Origin of the sequence: Virgibacillus sp. 6R (genome assembly GCF_001895305.1) — a bacterium.
In the GTDB taxonomy this organism is placed as follows: Bacteria; Bacillota; Bacilli; order Bacillales; family Amphibacillaceae; genus Virgibacillus; species Virgibacillus pantothenticus.
The window spans coordinates 1,153,943-1,172,299 of sequence record NZ_CP017762.1; the positions used below are offsets into that span (position 1 = coordinate 1,153,943).

Consider the following 18,357-nt stretch of genomic DNA (forward strand, 5'->3'; position numbering starts at 1 on the left):
GGAAAACCAATTATGGATACTGGTACCCATATTGTAATGGGGGTTGCCCTGGGAGGATTAGCTACCATCGACCCAGTTATACAAACGGACCCTGTTTTGTTTAATGCCGTTCTGGTGGGAACTATTGCTGGTTCTCATGCACCAGACTTTGATACAATTTTAAAATTAAAAAATAATGCAACCTATATACGTCATCACCGTGGAATTACACATTCCATTCCCGCTGTCCTTATGTGGGGAGTTTTAATTGCAAGCATCGTTCATTTATTTGTCCCGGAAAAAAGTTTTTTTCATATTTGGCAATGGACTGCTATAGCGGTGATTATCCATGTTTTAGTGGATATTTTTAATGCTTATGGAACACAAGCCTATCGGCCGTTCTCCAATCGCTGGGTAGCTTATGGATTTATTAATACATTTGATCCGTATATATTTTTCCTGCATATTGCCGGCATCGCTGCATGGGCATTGGGTGCAAACCCTGCTTTTATTTGGGTGGTTATTTATAGCGTGATCCTGCTTTACTATGTGAAACGCTATATGGATAAACGGTTCATTGTAAAAAAGATTCATGACTATTTTTCTGAAGTGGAACAAATAACTACTTCTCCTACCATTAAACAAAATTATTGGCGTGTAGCTATTACAACAAAGGATAGGTTCTATGTTGGTGTCGTCGATAACAATCATATTGAAATTATCGACGAATTTCATCGCGTACCATTGCCGGATACAGAACTGATTGAAGTCGCTAAAACCGATAAAAATATTGCTGCATTTCTATCTTTTTCTCCTGTATATCGTTGGGAAATCAACGAATATAAGGATTATACCGAAGTGCGATTTATCGACTTGCGTTACCGTTCCAAAGGCCATTACCCGTTTGTTGCTGTCGTCCAAATTGACGATTCTCTTCGCATTACAAGTTCTTATACAGGATGGATTTTTTCAGAAAGGAAACTTCAGAACAAGCTATATGTAGAAGAGAACCCCATTTAAGCGTTGTAAAACAGCAGGCTCAATCCCTGCTGTTTTTCTCTTTATTAAAAAAGTTCATATCCCATTTTTGAAATGATGCCGACTACAAAACATTTCCCAAAAATCACCTATCCCCCTCAAAGGATACTATTATTTTTCCTTCACCATTTTACCCAATAGCGAAATAGGAACAGCTTCCTGTTTTTTATATACTTCTCCTAATAAATTCACTCTATGCCCCCAAGCAAATACTCCATTAATGTAATCTACCTTAAAACTCCAGCCTGGATCTGTGATAAATTCGTAAGTTTCATTTGCCGTAAAGTCTTCAGGGTTTAACGTGTAAGCTAACGCAACTTGCATCTTTCGTTCATTTACGGCAGCCTCCGAGATATTCCCAAGTTGTTCTGCTTTCTGTGCTTTTTCTTTTAGCCTTCCTATTTCTTGACGCAATTGCTCCACTGAATAGTCACTGTAACGATAATTGTTGTTCATGAAAGTTCTCCACCCTTTATATAGCCATAAACTATTTTTTCCCATTTTCCAAAGTATCAAGCCAATCATTTATAGGGATGACTTATGTAGGACCATAGTAAACCCTCTCTATTTTACCAACCAAAATACAGAAAAGAAACTCAACTGCCTTCCCTTACTCTTTCTTTTCCAAATAAGTCTCTATGTACTGCTGAATTAAGTCTAAGGAAAAGCCTTTTCTGTATAACCCTTCTTTTATTTTCTGCTTTAATTCAAAACCTGATCGCTTCACAGTATGTTTTTTTCTTAATTTTTCTCCATGATGGATAATTGCCTCCCATTCGGCATGATCATCTCTTGCACATGGAAGATCATTGAATACTGATTGAATAACATCCTTCGTATATCCTTTTTGCTGTAATAAAGCTTGAATATTTTGCAGTTGCTTTTGAAACGATTGCTTCTTTTTCTGCTGCAGCTTTTTTTCAGCTAATCCCTGGACTTTATCATATTGTAATGCGAACGAAAATTGCTTTAATGCATCGTCTGCTATATATGCTTCTACACCTTTATTCATCAGTTCTTGCTTAATCATAGCTGGACCTTTCGATGAAGTATTTATTCGCGATCGTACGAACATTTCCGCAAACTGACGATCATCGAGAAGACCTTCGTTCACCAGCCTCTCCATAACACTTGAAATATGGCTCGGATCGACTTCTTTTTCTGTTAGATAATCCAGCATTTCTTTTTTTGTTCGCATTCGCAAGCTTAAATAGTTAATAGCCAGGGTATATGATTGGTACATACTGTCACTTTTTTTAATAGTTGCTGCCATTGCATCGGAAATTTCCATTCCTTTTCGCAGCTGGAAGTTAATTAATACAGATTCATCTACACTAAAACCATAGCGTTCGCCTTGATTTTCATCCGACAAAAAAATATTATATCGTTGGTTTGCTCTTTTCTGTGTTGTAATACGGGTAATTTTTGCCATTACGCTCTCCCCTTTCCTTCATCATACCAAAAGGTGCGGCGCATGTCTTGATAAGAACAAATTGAAATTTCAATCAGAGGAAATTTGTGTGGCTTACAGTTCAGTTAAATCTCCTACTCGTCTCTTCAAAAGGATTGGGGTGGAAGTTTTTCTTCTATAAAGGGATAGTTGAAATTGCGAGAAATAGTAAATATTTACAGACAACAAATAAATAATCATGAAACAACTCTTTAATCGAACCATATGGAAAAACATTAGTCATGCTTACTACCATTTTTGAGCATCCTATATAATAGAAATAAAACGCACGGTAAGGAGGACAAATCAAATGAATGTACTGTTAACAGGAGGGACGGGCTTTATCGGCCAAGCGCTATCGAATTATTTATCGGAGCATAATTATTATGTATATATTTTGACACGCTCCCCGCAAAAACATACAAATACGAATGGGGTAACATTTATCGGTTACGATCATCCAGCTGAACAATTGCCACCTATGAAAGCTGTTATTAATCTTGCTGGTGAATCCTTATTTGGGTATTGGACAAAAACGAAGAAAGAGGCGATTTTCTCCAGTAGAATCCAAATTACAGAAAAAATAGTAACGTTTATAGAAAAACTGCCTAAGCTTCCGGAAGTATTCATTAGTGGTTCTGCTGTAGGTTATTATGGAACATCAAATGACCTAATGTTTTCGGAAAATACCACCACTCCTGGAGAAGACTTTCTTGCAAAGGTAGCAACAAAGTGGGAAAATATCGCGAAACAAGCCGAAAAAAGCGGTATTCGAATTGTATTTACTCGTTTCGGGGTTGTTTTAGGTCACGGCGGTGCTCTTCCAATGATGCGTTTGCCTGTACAATTAGGGGTAGGCGGGAAAATAGGGTCTGGAGAACAATGGATCTCATGGGTTCATATCGAAGATGCAGTAAGATTAATTACATTTTGTATGGAAAACACGGCTATTTCTGGAGCCGTTAATATAACCGCACCCCATCCAAAGCAAAATAAGGTATTCATGCGAACGTTAGCGAAAGTATTAAAGCGACCTTATTGGCTGCCTGTCCCTTCTTTATTTATGTATGCCGCCCTTGGAGAAATGGCTGAGCTAATCACAAAAGGACAGTACGTTATTCCTAAAAAGGCGCTAGATCATTCGTTTTCTTTTTCCTTTCCTTATTTAGAAGAGGCATTACGTCAGCTTCACCATTCCTTTGACGAATAACTGTGTGCTTATCTCGCAATTATAAAAAATCCACTGGCAGTCTTATAATGGTTTGTTCGGATATCCATTCGCTGCCAGTTCCTCGATAAATACGCCCTGTAAGCAAAATAGAATAGTTGCCCAATTTAAGTAACACTTATTCATTTAACTTTATTCCACGTATTGTCTAAACTGTATAAACTTTTGCCTCCTCCAGTTTTCACCGCACCTTATTAAAAAGCTTGTGGGTGCTTACTCTTATCATTTATTACTGTTAACCATTTTATTACCATGGCTTCTGCCAGTAATCTTGCTTCTGATTTTTCTTGACTGAATCCATACCCAGCAATGACATTGGTACTTTCAAAGTTGGTAACAGCTTGCCACACTTCTTTCTTCGGCACACCCCACACATATATAATAACTGCGTTTTTAGAAATCACTTCAATCTCCAATGGATAATCCTTAAAAATAAACCGTAAGATTTTGCACTTGGTTAACGTTGTGATCGTTGGGTGGTAGATTTTTAGACAACAGATCATAATAATATCCTCCTCTTGTTTCTCTATAGGAACATTTTACTATATGTTCAAATTTAGAACAATCTTATTATCATTTTCCATTAAAAATCATGATAGGATGGAAATTACTATAGAAATCATTTCTAATTTTAACCAATCGAGTGTGATAGTAAATGAACGAACAAATTGCATATAACATCAAACGATTACGAGAGCAGCATGGTTGGACTCAAAAGCAATTAGCAGAAAAGCTTCGACTTTCACGCTCTGTGATAGCAAAATGGGAAAATAACCATGTTACCCCTGACATTTCTTCCTTAATGAAGCTTTCTGATCTTTTTCACATATCCCTCGATCATTTAGCAGGCAATGCTTCTTTTCATGAAAATGTAATAGCTGAATTTAAGCGTATTTACGGATCTTCTGACAGTTCATTTGATAATGAAGCAGTGGAAATAATGGAATATGTGATGACATTTCCAGAACTGAAGGAAAAGTTATCCCAATTGCGACAGCTATCCGTTAAAAAACAGCGCTCCATTCACCAATTATTAGGCGACATTATCCATCAATACAAGCAAATATAAACTTTTACTACAACGGACTGTAATCCCAGTTCCCCAGCATACTCATTCCCCTTTTGAATCCGTATTAAAAATATACCTATCTACAAAGACTAGAGAGCTAAACAATTGCTCTCTTTTTTTGTAAGATAAGAAAGCATAAAATTAGGTGCTTGGAGATAACGAAATAACTGAATAGCACGTCCGGCGCATGAGCCCAGCAACGATGCGACTTTAGAAATGCGCCCTACGAGAAGGCATCATCGGTTCGTCACTAAGAGGAAGGCCGACTAAAAACGGGTATGCCGCCCGACGTCGGCATACCCCTGTTTTAGTGGCATGATTCCTTTTTCTTTAGTTGATTCGTTCTTCGCTACGTTGCTAAACGGGCGCTTGCGCCTTTGTTCTTCATCCAAATACGTTGAACAGATATTGACATGTCGTTCTATCTGTTATACATTATATATAACAGATAGAACTTCAAGGGGGTGTATATTTGTTTATTGAATTAGACTTCGAATCAGAAGATCCAATTTACTTACAATTAACTAGACAAATTGTCGAGGGAATTGCCAAAGGTGAGTTGCTTCCGGGAGATGCTTTACCATCTGTGCGCTCGCTTGCTGCTGATATCGGAATTAACTTGCATACCGTTAATAAAGCCTACCAACAATTAAAACAAGAAGGATTTTTACAAATTCACCGGCAAAAAGGAGTCATGGTCCATCCAGATGGCATTCCAAAAGCGACGGAAACGTATAAAGCTGGATTAGCAAAAAATCTCCGCCCCTTCATTGCCGAAAGTATTTGTCGTAACTTATCGAAAGAAGAATTCTATAAAATTTGCAATCAAATCTATGCTGATTTTACAAGAGGGGGGAAATAGTTATGAATGCCATATTAGCAATTACGTTCATACCATTGTTTATTGTTTTCATTTTCACACCTTATTTAACAAGAAAAACGGAAAGCTTTGGTGTATCGATACCTGAAGAAATCTACGTATCAACAGAATTGAAACAATTACGGAAACAATACGCTATAACTACAACGATAGTAAGTATGATTGTTTTTTTAATTTTCTTTTTCTCCCCAACATCTATGATGGAAGAAAAGAAAGTCGGGATATTTCTTCCCACTGTCATCATTGGCTATATCATTATTGAGTTTTTCATTTATTTGTACTTTCACCGGACCATGAAGTTAAAAAAACAAACTGCTAATTGGACAAATGAAAAAACAGAAAAAATATTGATTCACACAAAATTTCGCAACCAGCAATTAAGGTACTCTCATAAATGGTTTATCATTCCATTTATAATCAGTATCGTTACAATCACGCTGTCGTATTTTTGGTACGACCAATTCCCAGATCAATTGCCAATCAATTTTGATTTTCTCGGGGAAGCTACAAATTTTATCTCGAAATCGTATCTATCTATTTTGGCTTTACCATTATCACAGTTCTTATTAACTGGTTTATTTTTCGCTATAAATGTTCTTATCGGCAACGTGAAGCAGCAAATTAGTGCTGAAAATCCAAACAAATCGCTACAGCAAAATGTGGTTTTTCGGAAGCGCTGGTCTTCGTACATGATTATTAGCAGTATATTACTCACAATATGGCTTTCTATGGCGCAATTTATCTTACTTATTCCCGAAGGACAACTGCTATTTACCATTGCATCTATTACTATTCAAGGTCTCCTGTTGCTTGGTGTTATTTATTTGGCTTTTTCTACCGGTCAAGGTGGGAGCAGAGTAAAGTTTCCAGATGAACGAAATGAACAAGTAATTGATCGGGATAATGATAAGTATTGGAAACTTGGACAATTTTACGTCAATAAAAATGATCCAGCTCTCTTTTTAGAAAAACGATTTGGCATTGGTTGGACAATAAACCTGGGAAAGCCGCTCTCATGGATCATTATCTTCATAACTTTACTAGTTGTTTTTGGTTTAATCCTATTAACTCGCTAAAGGAGATGTGAAATATGCTAGAGGTAATCGAATCCATAAACTGGTCATTGCTTGCTCCGTTTATTGTTATTCAATGCATTTTAATGGTTATTGGCTTAGTAGACTGGGCTAAAAACAAGCATACGAATGGTCCAAGATGGATGTGGCTGTTCATCATTATATTTCTTAATATAATTGGACCGATTCTGTACTTTATATTTGGAAGGAGGCAGTAATAAATGACGATTCTTTCTATTACGGATTTATCCAAAAAATTCAACGGCACACACGCAGTTAAAAATATGGATTATCAATTCACACCACATCAATGCATCGCATTAATAGGCCCTAATGGTGCTGGTAAAACAACAACGCTTCGAATGATCGCAGGCCTTTTACAACCAACTTCTGGGAACATCATTTTTGAGCAGAACAAGAACATGGATAGACGAATGCTCATTGGTTATTTACCGCAGCATCCTGTGTTCTATTCTTGGATGACAGGGAGTGAATTCTTAACCTATAGTGGGCAATTGGGAGGGTTGTCAAAGGCAAAATCCCGCCAAAGATGCAAAGAACTGCTTGATATAGTAGGAATTATTGACGCAAAAGACAAACGAATTAGCAATTACTCTGGTGGAATGAGGCAACGTCTCGGAATCGCCCAAGCAATTATTCATAAGCCTAAGCTGCTAATGCTCGATGAACCCGTATCCTCACTTGATCCGATTGGGCGCAGAGAGGTGCTTACATTAATGGAAGACCTGAAAAAGGAGATGACTGTCTTATTTTCGACGCATATTTTAAGTGATGCCGATGAGATCAGTGATGAATTAATACTGCTTCGTAATGGAGAAATTATTGAATCCGGCAAAATGAAGGAATTGCGACAAAAATATCAAACGACAAAAATAACGTTGCAGTTTGCTGAAAGCCAAGCGTTTTATGAGGAGAAAGTAGCTACACTTGCAAATGTCCGCAACACCTTAGTGGAAAAAGATTCGGTACAAGTGATTACCAATGATATAACGAAAGCGCGTAAAGAAATTTTGCAACAGGCGGTGCAGGAAGATTGGCCTCTGTTAACGTTTAAACTGGAACAAGCTTCTCTGGAAGAAATGTTTATGAAGGCGGTGAATCATTCATGACGACTGTATTATTCAAAAAAGAACTATTAGAAAACTGGCGAAATAAAAAATGGATTTGGGTGCCACTCGTTTTTATCCTGCTAGCCATTATGGACCCAATAACGAATTATTATCTACCGGATATTTTGGAAGCTGTCGGCGGCATGGCAGACGGTGCGGTAATTGAGCTCCCTGATTTCTCGGCTGCTGATGCTATCATGATGAGCTTAAGCCAGTACTCTATGTTAGGCGTTTTAGTTACTGTTTTATTGTCAATGGGTGCTATTAGTGGTGAGCGAAAAAGTGGTGTATTAGAGCTCGTGCTTGTCAAACCTGTCTCGTATACGAAATTTGTGGTTGCCAAATGGTTGTCCTTGCTTTCACTTATCTGGTCTTCATTTATTATTGGTATGCTGGCAAGCTGGTATTATACCAACCTTCTTTATGGCGATATCGCGTTTACAATGCTTCTTGCCGTTATTTTCTATTACGGTCTATGGTTAACATTTATTTGTACCATATCTATTTTTTACAATACGTTAACGCGCTCTCCCGGACTAGTTGCTTTTTTAACGATCGGTACAACCCTCGTTATTAGTCTACTTACAAGTTTGCTTGGAACTCGTACTGCATGGAGTCCTGCTAATTTATCGACACATCTTCAGGAATTGCTAATTACTGGCGACATACCTTCTGCGTTAATTTATGCAGCAATTGTGAGTGTATTGCTGATTATTATAGTGTTGCTCGCTTCAATTTACAGTTTTAAACAAGTATTTAACAACCGAAATGAATGAGTAAAAATATACTATGCTTGCTTCTGTATTTCTCCCCTTATCAGCTTGTTTAAATCTTATAAAGGCTGATAAGGGGTTATCGCTTAAGAGATTTATCTTGCTTTTACAATTGTGATTTTGCGGAAAAATAAGAATGAACAAAGATAAAGAGCTATTCCCACTGCAAACGTTTGGATATAGAAGATAACACTCATATCAGATATAATTTTACCCACAAATTCTGCAAACCATCCCGTTGCTATCGTCATCAGCAAAACGAGTAATATAGCTCCAAGTAAACTTCCGCCACCAAGTAGCCCGTATTTATAAAATACTAATCCAATCAAGTATGAGATTGCAAAGAAGAAAGTGAAGATTCCCACATCGATCATAATCCGGGTATACCAGTTATCGGTAACAAAGAGGGCTGGATGTAAAAAACGAAACGCGTCAATACCAACCCAATCCGTTAATTTCCAGACAACTTCTTGGATGATACTTGCAAATATTGCTTGGATAACCGCTAAGCTAAGGAAAAATACTCCGATCGCTCTCCAAATCTGTTTCCTTGTTGCGCCAAGCTTAATGGAAAATGGAATAAACTCCTTTATACAAATAAATCCCCAAATGCTGAAGAACACATATAATGGTCCTGTTAAACTAAAAAACAAAGGTCCCTGTTCTATTTGCGACAGATAATAGGAAAACGCGAGCGATACAATTAAAATAGGAAATAAAATCGTCCAAAAAATAATTAGTGGTCTACGAAGTTCCACTAGAAAAAAATATACTAATCCTCTAAATGATTGCTTCATGGCTATCCTCTCTTTCTTTTTCTGTTAGCTGAATCATTAAGTCTTGCGTAGGGATGCTTTGGGCTTCAAGTCCTTGTCCTTCTGCTTCTTGTCTGTTCCCAAATATATAGGCTGTCATCATTCCCATAAATTCTTTTTTACTAATCACTTGCTTGTCGCTGACAAACTTCTGCACTTTCTCTGTGGGACCTGTGACAGAGATGGTTTTCTCTCGTAAGACGTCAGCCGATTTTTGTAAAGCCAGTTTACCTTGTTGCAATATAAGTACTTCCTCAAACATTAAACTAACTTCATCAATTAAATGAGTGGAAAAAATAATCATCCGCTTTTCGTTTTCATATTCCTGCAGCATTACATCGTAAAATTGTTTACGAGCCGCAGCATCCAATCCGATATATGGTTCATCAAAGATCGTAATTGGTGCTTTACTCGCCAATCCTACTGTAATGCCAAGCGCTGATTCCATCCCTTTAGATAACGTCTTCACTTTTGCATTTGGATTTAAGTTATATGTTTTTAATGAAAATGCTGCTAATTGTTGGTCAAAATTTGGATAAAAAAAGCCATAAAGACGAACAACTTCTTTTACTTTCCACTCTTTTTTAAAATTATCGCCTTCCTTAATCAGACAGACATTCGCTTGTACATTCCGATTATCAAACGGCTTTTCTCCGTTAATAAAAATATCGCCACTGGTTTGAAAAATATTTCCCGCTAGAATATCCATAAATGTTGTCTTTCCTGCCCCATTTCTTCCCAAAAGACCATATATCTTTGGTCCTTCCAAAGTGAATGTGACATCATTTAAAGCAAATTGATTTTTGTACCGCTTCGTCAACTGACGAACTTCAATTTTCATCATCTTGCTCCAACCTTTCTACCATTTCTTTCAATTCTTCTTGACTAATTTGCAGTTTTTCCGCTTCATTTTTTAATGGCAGCAAATAATTTTTATAAAAAGACTGCCTGCGTTTTTCAATTAATATCTGCTTCGCATCTTCCGTTACAAACATGCCTACGCCCCTTCGTTTGTACAAAATAGATTCATCTACTAGCTCATTTATTCCTTTGGCAGCTGTAGCCGGATTAATTTTATAATAACTGGCAAATTCATTCGTTGATGGCACACGTTCTCCGGTTTTAATGGAGCCGCTTATGATTGAATCCTCCAACTGCTCTTTAATTTGCAGGAATATCGGTTTGGTTTCATCTAAAATCGGTTTCATTGCATCACCTTCATTGGTTCATTACTTATGTGACTAACTATATAACAAAGTAACCTACGAGTCAATCTGTTTTGGAAAACTTTATTATTTTTTACATACATGCGTAGGCAGCGAACAAAGAAGAAGCGTAGAAGATTTTGGGTTGGTAGGGGTAAAGTGAATCAGTGGGGATTTTCATTCATACCTCACGGCTTGTTCGTACTTTAATGGCATGACCTAAAGGCCTCTTACGAAATAGGGCATTTAGGTGCTGTTATCTCCCGCTTAGACTTGTTGCAGTACAGATAATCCAACCTGAAACAGGGGTCTTACATTACCTTATATACGGGATAAATACTATCTTGAAGATATTTAAAGAAATATTATTTTTGATTCAAAGTCTACGTAGATGAAAAAATAACTTACTAATTTTTATTTGGTGAATTCCTACTTATCACCTTACGAGCAGAATATTAACGGGATAGCAATTACACTATATTTTATTATTGTGGCTGTTATTACTCTCTTTTTATTTACGACCATTCTTTCCGTAAGTTAATTCATGGTAAAAAAGGGCATTTAACTTAGGATTTTACATGTAACTTGTTTATTTATTCCCCTATCCATTTTCCTAACGGCGAATAATTATTTATCATCACTTGAGAAATAAGCGTTATTGATGAGATAGTGTGCAGAGTGGAATATGACTATTTACATGATCGCGAGTACAAAAATACCTAAAAGCGTGCAAACAATCTTATTGTAATTAGATACGAATTTGTAACAAAAAACTTGCAAGAACCAAAGGATTTTTCTGCAAGTTTTGTGATTTTAATCTTCACCTATTTTTTTATCTTGACTTTTTGGTAATCGCCCCGCTTTTTTGGCCGCTTCTCGTAACAGAAATTCAACATGACTATTTACACTGCGAAATTCATCCTTTGCCCAAACTTGCAATATTTCATACAACTTTGGATCGATCCGTAACGGAAAGCTTTTCTTTTTTGACATATAACCCCTCTTTTAATTACTGGTATAGCGATCCTGTATTAATAACAGGCTGTGTGCCTTGGTCAGCAACAATCGATACTAATAAATTATTTGCCATGGCAACACGTCGCTCATCGTCAAGTTCAACAGCACCATCTTTTTCTAATTGAGCAATTGCATCTTGGACCATTCCCACGGCTCCTTCAACAATTTGCTTCCTAGCAGCAATAATTGCACTAGCTTGTTGACGTTGCAGCATTGCTTGGGCGATTTCTGTGGAATAGGCAAGATGTGTTAACCTTGTTTCAATTACTTCTACACCAGCAACCTTTAGCCGTTCTTGTAACTCGACCTTCAATTCATTCGATACTTCTTCTGCGTTTCCTCGTAGTGATAGTTCCGCATCAGAAAATGAATCATAAGGATACTTCGTTGCTACAGCACGAATAGCTGTTTCGCTTTGGATTTCCACAAATTGCTCATAACGATCCACGTCAAAGACCGCTTTAGCACTGTCGATCACTTTAAATACAATAACCGCGGCAATTTCAATGGGGTTTCCATTGACATCATTGACCTTTAGGCGATTACTATTAAAATTTCGAACACGCAGAGAAATCATTTTACGAATGGAAAAAGGAACCGTAATTACAATTCCTTCCTTGCGTATACTCCCCATGTACTTTCCTAAAAACATAACGACAGCAGCCTGATTAGGTTGTATTAGGGTAATTCCGCTTCCTAAAGTAATAGCTATAATTAAACAAATAGCGCCAAGGATAAATTGTTGTTCCATAAAACTAAAAGCTGTTCCTGCTAACAAGACTGCAATGATTAAAATTCCAAGATAACCGTTCAATGACCATGCTGGTTTCTCCTTCATCATGTCTACACCTTCCCTATCACTTTTATATTATAATGATATCACTTTTGTATATATTTGTAAATATCAACTAGCATATAAAACGTCTAAAGGTTCCTTCTCGGTCTCGACCATATATGAAGTCCCATCGGTTCGAATGACGATGTTACCTAGTGCACCCGTAGAATAGATGGAAGTACCGACTTGATATAAGTGATCTATGACACGGTCCACAGGATGACCATACCGATTGTCCTTATGGTAAGTTAAAATGGCGGTTTTGGGGCGAACAGCCTGCAGGAATGACAGGGAAGTACTCGTATTCGATCCATGATGTGCTACTTTTACTATTTCTGTCTGCTCATCCACTTTTTTTATAATTTCTTGCTCCTGCTCCATCTCCACATCCCCCATAAATAAAAAATCAACATTATTATATGACATTTTTAAGACAATTGAGGATTGATTATTCGTTCTTGATTTCTTAAACGTATTAAGCACTTGAATATGAATGGAAGGATCAAGCGGTATTTTTTCATGAAGCTTGGTAATGGATATTGGAATTTCCTGCTTTACAATTTCCTGAATATATTTGGCATATCTTCTCGTTGTATGCAATTTCCCAGAATCTAAAATCTTATCTATTTTAATATGTTTCATCACAGTGATGAGACCACCAATATGATCGATATCTGGATGTGTTGCTACTACTAAATCCAGCTTTTTTATACCGTGTTTCTTTAAATAATGAACCACTTTTTTTCCTGCTTGGGGTGGTCCGCCATCAATTAATATATGCTTATCATTCGGTGTTTGAATGAATATACTATCCCCTTGACCGACATTAATGAAATGTACTTGCATATCCTTGCCACTGGCGCTATGTACTGGCGGAAAGTGAATAAACAAAATGGAAAAAATAATGAGAACAATTATTGAAATTTGCTGTGTTTTTAACATAACCAACTGCACCCTTTGCATAGTTAGAATATACGTTTATTCTCTTGCAAAAAGAGAGCATTTATGAATAATAACACCAGTCATTTTTTGGGAGATAACATACGTTATTTTTATACTATAAATGAAGCTTCAATCGGTAGGCATTGCTTTCATTCCTAAATGATTATTAGTACTGCAATGGTATGAATTAAAGGTGATGGAAAAATTTATCATTTGGTTTATAATAGTAACCTCACTTACTATCCACAAAAAAGGAAATTCTTACTGAAGTTACATGCAGGATAAATTGTAAACTCCGGCGACTTTCCAGTAAACTCCATTAGTCACCTATGCATCCCGAAGATTCAGCATATCTACATTTCAATAAAAAAACTACAGTTACAAACACTGTGGTGGGCCAAATTTTATGCTTTCTTATCTTAGAACAAAGGCGCAAGCGCCCGTTTAGCAACGTAGCGAATGGAACGAATCAACTAAAGATTTAGGAATCATGCCACTAAAACAGGGGTATGCCGACGCCTGAGCGGCAAGCCCGTTTTTAGTCGGCCTTCCCCTTAGCGACGAACCGATGATGACTTATCGTAGGGTGATTTCGTAAAGTCGCCTAGTTGCTGGGCGCTGAAGCCGGACGTGGCTATTTAGTTATTCCCTTATCCCAAAGCAACAAATTTTATGCTTTCTTATCTTATAAAAAAAGCCGCAGAGCACTAACCATGCTCTGCGGCTTTTAACAGTAGTTTTAAGCTTGTTTGACAACAATCTCGTCATTAACAACATCTACGTGAACATTTTTTACATCATCATTTTCCAAAACCAAATCGGTTAATTGATCTTCAATTTTGTCTTGAATTACTCTACGTAAAGGTCTTGCACCAAAACGTGGATCATAACCTAGCTCTACCAATTTTTGTTTTGCTTCATCTGTTATCGTGATGGAAATTTCATGTTCTTCAATTGTGTCTTGTAGCTCATGAAGCATTAGATCAACAATTTCCATCAAGTTTTCTTTCGTCAACTCATTAAATTCAATAATCGCATCAAAGCGGTTTAAGAATTCTGGTTTGAAGTAATCACTTAAGTTCTCTAATGTGGAAACAGATTCATGTCCATCTTTGTTAAATCCTACATTTATTGCTTTATCCCCTGTTCCAGCGTTACTTGTCATAATGATTACTGTGTCTTTGAAGCTGACAGTTCTTCCTTGTGAATCTGTTAAATGACCATCCTCCATAATTTGTAGAAACATGTTTTGAACATCTGGGTGCGCCTTTTCGATTTCATCAAGCAAGATGATGGAGTAAGGATTTCTACGTACTTTTTCTGTTAATTGACCAGCTTCCTCATGTCCTACATAGCCAGGAGGCGAACCGATGATTTTAGAAACGGCATGTTTTTCCATATATTCACTCATATCAAGCCGAATGAGCGAATCTCTTGAGCCGAATAATTCTTCAGCAAGCACTTTTGTCAATTCTGTTTTTCCAACTCCTGTTGGACCAACAAATAGAAATGATCCAATTGGACGTTCTTTCGACTTTAAGCCTGCTCTACTACGACGAATTGCTTTTGCTACCTTATCCACAGCTTCTTTTTGCCCAATTACTTTAGCTGCTAGGTTTTTAGCAAGATTTTTCATTTTCTCTTGTTCATCGGCTTGTAGTTTTGTTACAGGGATTCCTGTTTTTTCTTCTACAATTAATTGAATATCGGAAATATCTACATCGATTACTTGCTCTTCACCTTTCGCTTTTTCCAATTGTTTTTGCAATTGTATTTCTTGATAACGTAAGTGGGCTGCACGTTCATAATCTTCACGCTCTGCTGCTGCTTCTTTTTCTTTCGTAATTTCTTCTAAGCGTTGACGAATAGATTCAGAATCCTTAGATGAATTAGCTAGGTTTAATCGGGAACCTACCTCATCCATTAAATCAATCGCTTTATCTGGTAGATAACGATCTTGGATGTAGCGTTTGGACAAGTTCACACATGCTTCAATAGCTTCATCAGAATAACGTACCTCGTGAAATTTTTCATAACGGTCTTTTATTCCTTTTAGAATCTGAACGGCTTCTTCAGGTGTTGGTTCTTCAACAATAATTGGTTGTAGCCGACGTTCAAGCGCAGCATCTTTTTCAATTTGACGATATTCTTTTAATGTAGTTGCACCAACAAGTTGAATTTCTCCTCTAGCAAGCGCTGGTTTGAGTATGTTTCCAGCATCCATTTGCGAGCTTTCGGCTGTGCCAGCACCAACTAACAAATGAATTTCATCTACAAATAGAATAACATCTTGACGTTGTTGTAATTCTTGAATTAATTGTTTCATCCGCTCTTCAAATTGTCCGCGTACACCAGTGTTTGCGACCAATGAAGCTACATCAAGCATGTATATTTCTTTATTCAAGAGCTTTGTTGGTACGTCACCTTCAATGATTTTTAATGCCAGTCCTTCTGCAATAGCTGTTTTACCTACACCCGGTTCCCCAATGAGTACAGGATTATTTTTATTTCTTCTATTCAACGTTTCTATAACACGTTTCACTTCATTATCTCGACCGATAACTGGATCAATTTCTCCAGCTCTTGCTTCATCTGTTAAGTTTTTACCAAGTTGGTCAAGTAAACCATTGCCTTGATTTCTGCTATGTTGTTTGGTTCGTGTTCCCATTTTTGGCGAACCGTTACCCGATGCGCTAAATGCTCCATATGCATTGCTAAATGGTGATTGTGAAAAGAAATCATTACCGCTCATCATTTGACCTTGCATTTTGCGGAAGCATTCATTACATAGTTGCATTTGCATATGCTGGTTATTTAATTGCATCGCAACATTAATGTTGGCTTCGTTTTGTTTACAATTTTGACAAAGCATATTGATTCCTCCTTCAAATTATTTAATTTATATTCATCAATGTTTGACTTTGACTATATTTGACCTTTCAATTGTTATTATACTCTGACCTTCTTTGACTTTCAAGAGGTATGCACAATTTTTTTAAAAAAATATCAGCAAACAGCTTATTATCTCTAGTATTATGACTAAAATTTTTTCTTATTTACTTAGGTTTTGAAAATAGAAAGAAAAACCTCCAAATATCTTTCTTGCTAGTCCAGAGAGAAACTTTTTCATCGTATTAAGCTACAGAAACAAGCCATCTTTCATATAACTGTGAAATCATAAAAAGCAGTAGGACCCAAAAGATGGATCCTACTGCTAGCGATTAACTGCTTTGAATTTTTTCCTTGTTTCGCAATTCCACTCTTCTTGTCTTTCCGGAAGTTGTTTTTGGTAATTCATCAATAAACTCAATTTTTCGTGGATATTTATAAGGTCCGGTTAACGATTTTACATGGTCTTGCAGTTCCTTGACTAACTGATCATCTGGCTGAAATCCTTCCCGAAGTACAATGAATGCTTTTACAATATTTCCTCGTATTTCATCAGGACTTGCCACCACAGCACAATCTTGGACTGCTGCATGTCTAACAAGTGCATCCTCTACTTCAAAAGGACCAATTGTATAACCGGCGCTAATAATAATATCGTCTCTTCTGCCCTCAAACCAAAAGTAGCCATCTTCATCCTTATAAGCCTGATCTCCGGTTATATAATACTCCCCTCGTTTAGCCATCTTGGTTCGCTCCATATCTTTAAAGTACTCTGAAAAGAGAGCAGGACTATCTAATTTCACAGCAATGTCCCCTACTTCATTTGCAGCTAGTGGTTCTCCATTTTCATCAATAATTTCTACTTCATTCCCTGGAGTTGGTTTCCCCATTGAACCAGGTCTTACTTCCATATTTTTCATAAATCCGAGTAATAATGTATTTTCTGTCTGCCCATAACCATCACGGACAGTAATATCAAAATAACGTTTAAACATGTCGATCACTTCTACATTTAGCGGTTCTCCTGCTGATACAGCACTATGCAGTGCTGGTAGTTGGTACTCTTGAAGATTATCTACTTTAGCCATCATCCGATACTCTGTTGGTGTGCTACATAGCACATTAATTTGATAGTCAGCTAATAATTGTAAATGCTTTTTAGCACTGAATTTGCCGCTGTAAAAAAATCCCGTCGCGCCTGTACCAAGAACGGATAAAAACGGACTCCATACCCACTTCTGCCAACCTGGACCAGCTGTTGCCCACACTCTGTCTCCTTCTTGAATAGCTAACCAATTATATGCTGCCGTTTGCAGATGAGCATATCCCCAGCCGTGACTATGCACGACCCCTTTTGGATTTCCTGTTGTACCAGAAGTGTATGGCAAAAACGCAATATCATCTCTATTAGTTGCGACGATATCTAATTGGTCACTTTCTTCTTCCATTACTTCATCTAAAAAGATCCAGCCGTCCATAGAATTACCAATAGAAAATTTATATAAATGATTATATTGGTCAATGCCGTTGAACTGATTTGCAAATGAATAATAGCTAACAACGCCATTTACTTCCCCATGGGATATACGATATTGCAAATCTTTTGTTTTTAGCATTTCAGAACTTGGGATAATAATGATCCCTGTCTTTAACGCAGCTAAGTAAACTTCATATGCTTTAAAAGAACGTGGCACCATAATTAACATCTTATCACCTTTTTTTAATCCCGCTCTCAGGAAAGCGTTGCCAATTTGATTGGCTCGCTTCAGTAATTCGTTGTATGTAAGCTGATACGTTTCCCCAAGGTGGTTTTCCATAATTAGGGCTACCTGATTCTTGTTATTGGCGTGGCGCTCCATTTCCATAGCGATATTGTAATTTTTTGGAGCAATTAATGCTTCTCTTTTCACAAAACCCAACTCCTTGTTCGTTTATTTTTAATCATATCAAAAATTAAGAAAATTTTAAATAACAACTTGTAAACGAGTAAATAAAAGGGTTTCAGTTTTCATTCATCCCTCACGGCTCGTTTAT

At 37.0% G+C, this 18,357-nt stretch carries 19 protein-coding genes; 8 read left to right on the forward strand and 11 right to left on the reverse strand.

Features of this window, described 5'->3' with window-relative positions; genetic code table 11:
- Window positions 1–12: 12 nt before the first annotated feature.
- Window positions 13–999: a metal-dependent hydrolase gene (locus BKP57_RS05245; protein WP_050350006.1), complete on the forward strand. Its 987-nt coding sequence runs from the start codon at window positions 13–15 to the stop codon at window positions 997–999.
- Window positions 1,000–1,128: 129 nt separating this feature from the next.
- Here BKP57_RS05245 and BKP57_RS05250 read toward each other — a convergent pair whose 3' ends face one another.
- A complete protein-coding gene (locus tag BKP57_RS05250) occupies window positions 1,129–1,473 on the reverse strand; it encodes a YfhH family protein (RefSeq protein WP_072741112.1) in 345 nt (114 codons plus the stop codon).
- 154 nt (window positions 1,474–1,627) lie between these two features.
- A complete protein-coding gene (recX, locus tag BKP57_RS05255) occupies window positions 1,628–2,449 on the reverse strand; it encodes a recombination regulator RecX (protein ID WP_072741113.1) in 822 nt (273 codons plus the stop codon).
- Between the two features lie 328 nt (window positions 2,450–2,777).
- On the opposite strand from recX, the gene BKP57_RS05260 reads away from it, so the two are divergent.
- Window positions 2,778–3,677 (forward strand): TIGR01777 family oxidoreductase, encoded by a 900-nt coding sequence (locus BKP57_RS05260; RefSeq protein ID WP_072741114.1) that lies wholly within the window; start codon window positions 2,778–2,780, stop codon window positions 3,675–3,677.
- A gap of 212 nt (window positions 3,678–3,889) precedes the next feature.
- Here BKP57_RS05260 and BKP57_RS05265 read toward each other — a convergent pair whose 3' ends face one another.
- Entirely contained in the window at window positions 3,890–4,198 is a 309-nt protein-coding gene (locus tag BKP57_RS05265) for a hypothetical protein (RefSeq protein ID WP_050350002.1), read from the reverse strand.
- 152 nt (window positions 4,199–4,350) lie between these two features.
- Here BKP57_RS05265 and BKP57_RS05270 point away from each other — a divergent pair, with 152 nt between their 5' ends.
- The 6 genes from BKP57_RS05270 (at window position 4,351) to BKP57_RS05295 (ending at window position 8,623) form a co-directional block, all read left to right on the forward strand.
- Window positions 4,351–4,764, forward strand: coding sequence for a helix-turn-helix transcriptional regulator (locus BKP57_RS05270; RefSeq protein ID WP_050350001.1), 414 nt, complete (start codon window positions 4,351–4,353; stop codon window positions 4,762–4,764).
- A gap of 472 nt (window positions 4,765–5,236) precedes the next feature.
- The gene (locus tag BKP57_RS05275) at window positions 5,237–5,626 is read left to right on the forward strand and encodes a GntR family transcriptional regulator (protein WP_050350000.1); all 390 of its coding nucleotides are present in this window, start codon (window positions 5,237–5,239) and stop codon (window positions 5,624–5,626) included.
- A gap of 2 nt (window positions 5,627–5,628) precedes the next feature.
- Window positions 5,629–6,720 carry a DUF1648 domain-containing protein gene (locus BKP57_RS05280; protein WP_050349999.1) on the forward strand — a complete coding sequence of 364 codons (1,092 nt, stop codon included), beginning with the start codon at window positions 5,629–5,631 and terminating at the stop codon, window positions 6,718–6,720.
- Window positions 6,721–6,734: 14 nt separating this feature from the next.
- Complete coding sequence (locus BKP57_RS05285; protein ID WP_050349998.1) at window positions 6,735–6,935, forward strand: PLDc N-terminal domain-containing protein; 201 nt, start codon at window positions 6,735–6,737, stop codon at window positions 6,933–6,935.
- Between the two features lie 3 nt (window positions 6,936–6,938).
- Entirely contained in the window at window positions 6,939–7,847 is a 909-nt protein-coding gene (locus BKP57_RS05290) for an ABC transporter ATP-binding protein (RefSeq protein WP_050349997.1), read from the forward strand.
- Window positions 7,844–8,623 carry an ABC transporter permease gene (locus BKP57_RS05295; RefSeq protein WP_072741115.1) on the forward strand — a complete coding sequence of 260 codons (780 nt, stop codon included), beginning with the start codon at window positions 7,844–7,846 and terminating at the stop codon, window positions 8,621–8,623. The genes BKP57_RS05290 and BKP57_RS05295 overlap by 4 nt, the downstream gene beginning before the upstream one ends.
- A 92-nt stretch (window positions 8,624–8,715) precedes the next feature.
- Here the strand turns inward: BKP57_RS05295 and BKP57_RS05300 are convergent, their stop codons facing one another.
- The 8 genes from BKP57_RS05300 to mbcS form a co-directional block, all read right to left on the reverse strand.
- Window positions 8,716–9,417 carry a hypothetical protein gene (locus tag BKP57_RS05300; RefSeq protein ID WP_072741116.1) on the reverse strand — a complete coding sequence of 234 codons (702 nt, stop codon included), beginning with the start codon at window positions 9,415–9,417 and terminating at the stop codon, window positions 8,716–8,718.
- Window positions 9,401–10,279 (reverse strand): ABC transporter ATP-binding protein, encoded by an 879-nt coding sequence (locus tag BKP57_RS05305; RefSeq protein WP_306423704.1) that lies wholly within the window; start codon window positions 10,277–10,279, stop codon window positions 9,401–9,403. The genes BKP57_RS05300 and BKP57_RS05305 overlap by 17 nt, the downstream gene beginning before the upstream one ends.
- Window positions 10,266–10,643 carry a GntR family transcriptional regulator gene (locus BKP57_RS05310; protein WP_050349993.1) on the reverse strand — a complete coding sequence of 126 codons (378 nt, stop codon included), beginning with the start codon at window positions 10,641–10,643 and terminating at the stop codon, window positions 10,266–10,268. Before BKP57_RS05310 ends, BKP57_RS05305 begins: the two co-directional genes overlap by 14 nt.
- 810 nt (window positions 10,644–11,453) lie before the next feature.
- A complete protein-coding gene (locus BKP57_RS05315; protein ID WP_050349992.1) occupies window positions 11,454–11,633 on the reverse strand; it encodes a type II toxin-antitoxin system antitoxin in 180 nt (59 codons plus the stop codon).
- Between the two features lie 16 nt (window positions 11,634–11,649).
- Complete coding sequence (locus tag BKP57_RS05320) at window positions 11,650–12,495, reverse strand: SPFH domain-containing protein (RefSeq protein ID WP_050349991.1); 846 nt, start codon at window positions 12,493–12,495, stop codon at window positions 11,650–11,652.
- A 66-nt stretch (window positions 12,496–12,561) separates the two neighbouring features.
- Window positions 12,562–13,434: a ComEC/Rec2 family competence protein gene (locus tag BKP57_RS05325; protein ID WP_050349990.1), complete on the reverse strand. Its 873-nt coding sequence runs from the start codon at window positions 13,432–13,434 to the stop codon at window positions 12,562–12,564.
- Window positions 13,435–14,173: 739 nt separating this feature from the next.
- A complete protein-coding gene (locus BKP57_RS05330; RefSeq protein WP_050349989.1) occupies window positions 14,174–16,306 on the reverse strand; it encodes an ATP-dependent Clp protease ATP-binding subunit in 2,133 nt (710 codons plus the stop codon).
- 349 nt (window positions 16,307–16,655) lie between these two features.
- On the reverse strand, window positions 16,656–18,233 hold the full coding sequence (mbcS, locus tag BKP57_RS05335) for an acyl-CoA synthetase MbcS (protein WP_050349988.1): 1,578 nt from the start codon (window positions 18,231–18,233) through the stop codon (window positions 16,656–16,658).
- Window positions 18,234–18,357 lie beyond the last annotated feature (124 nt).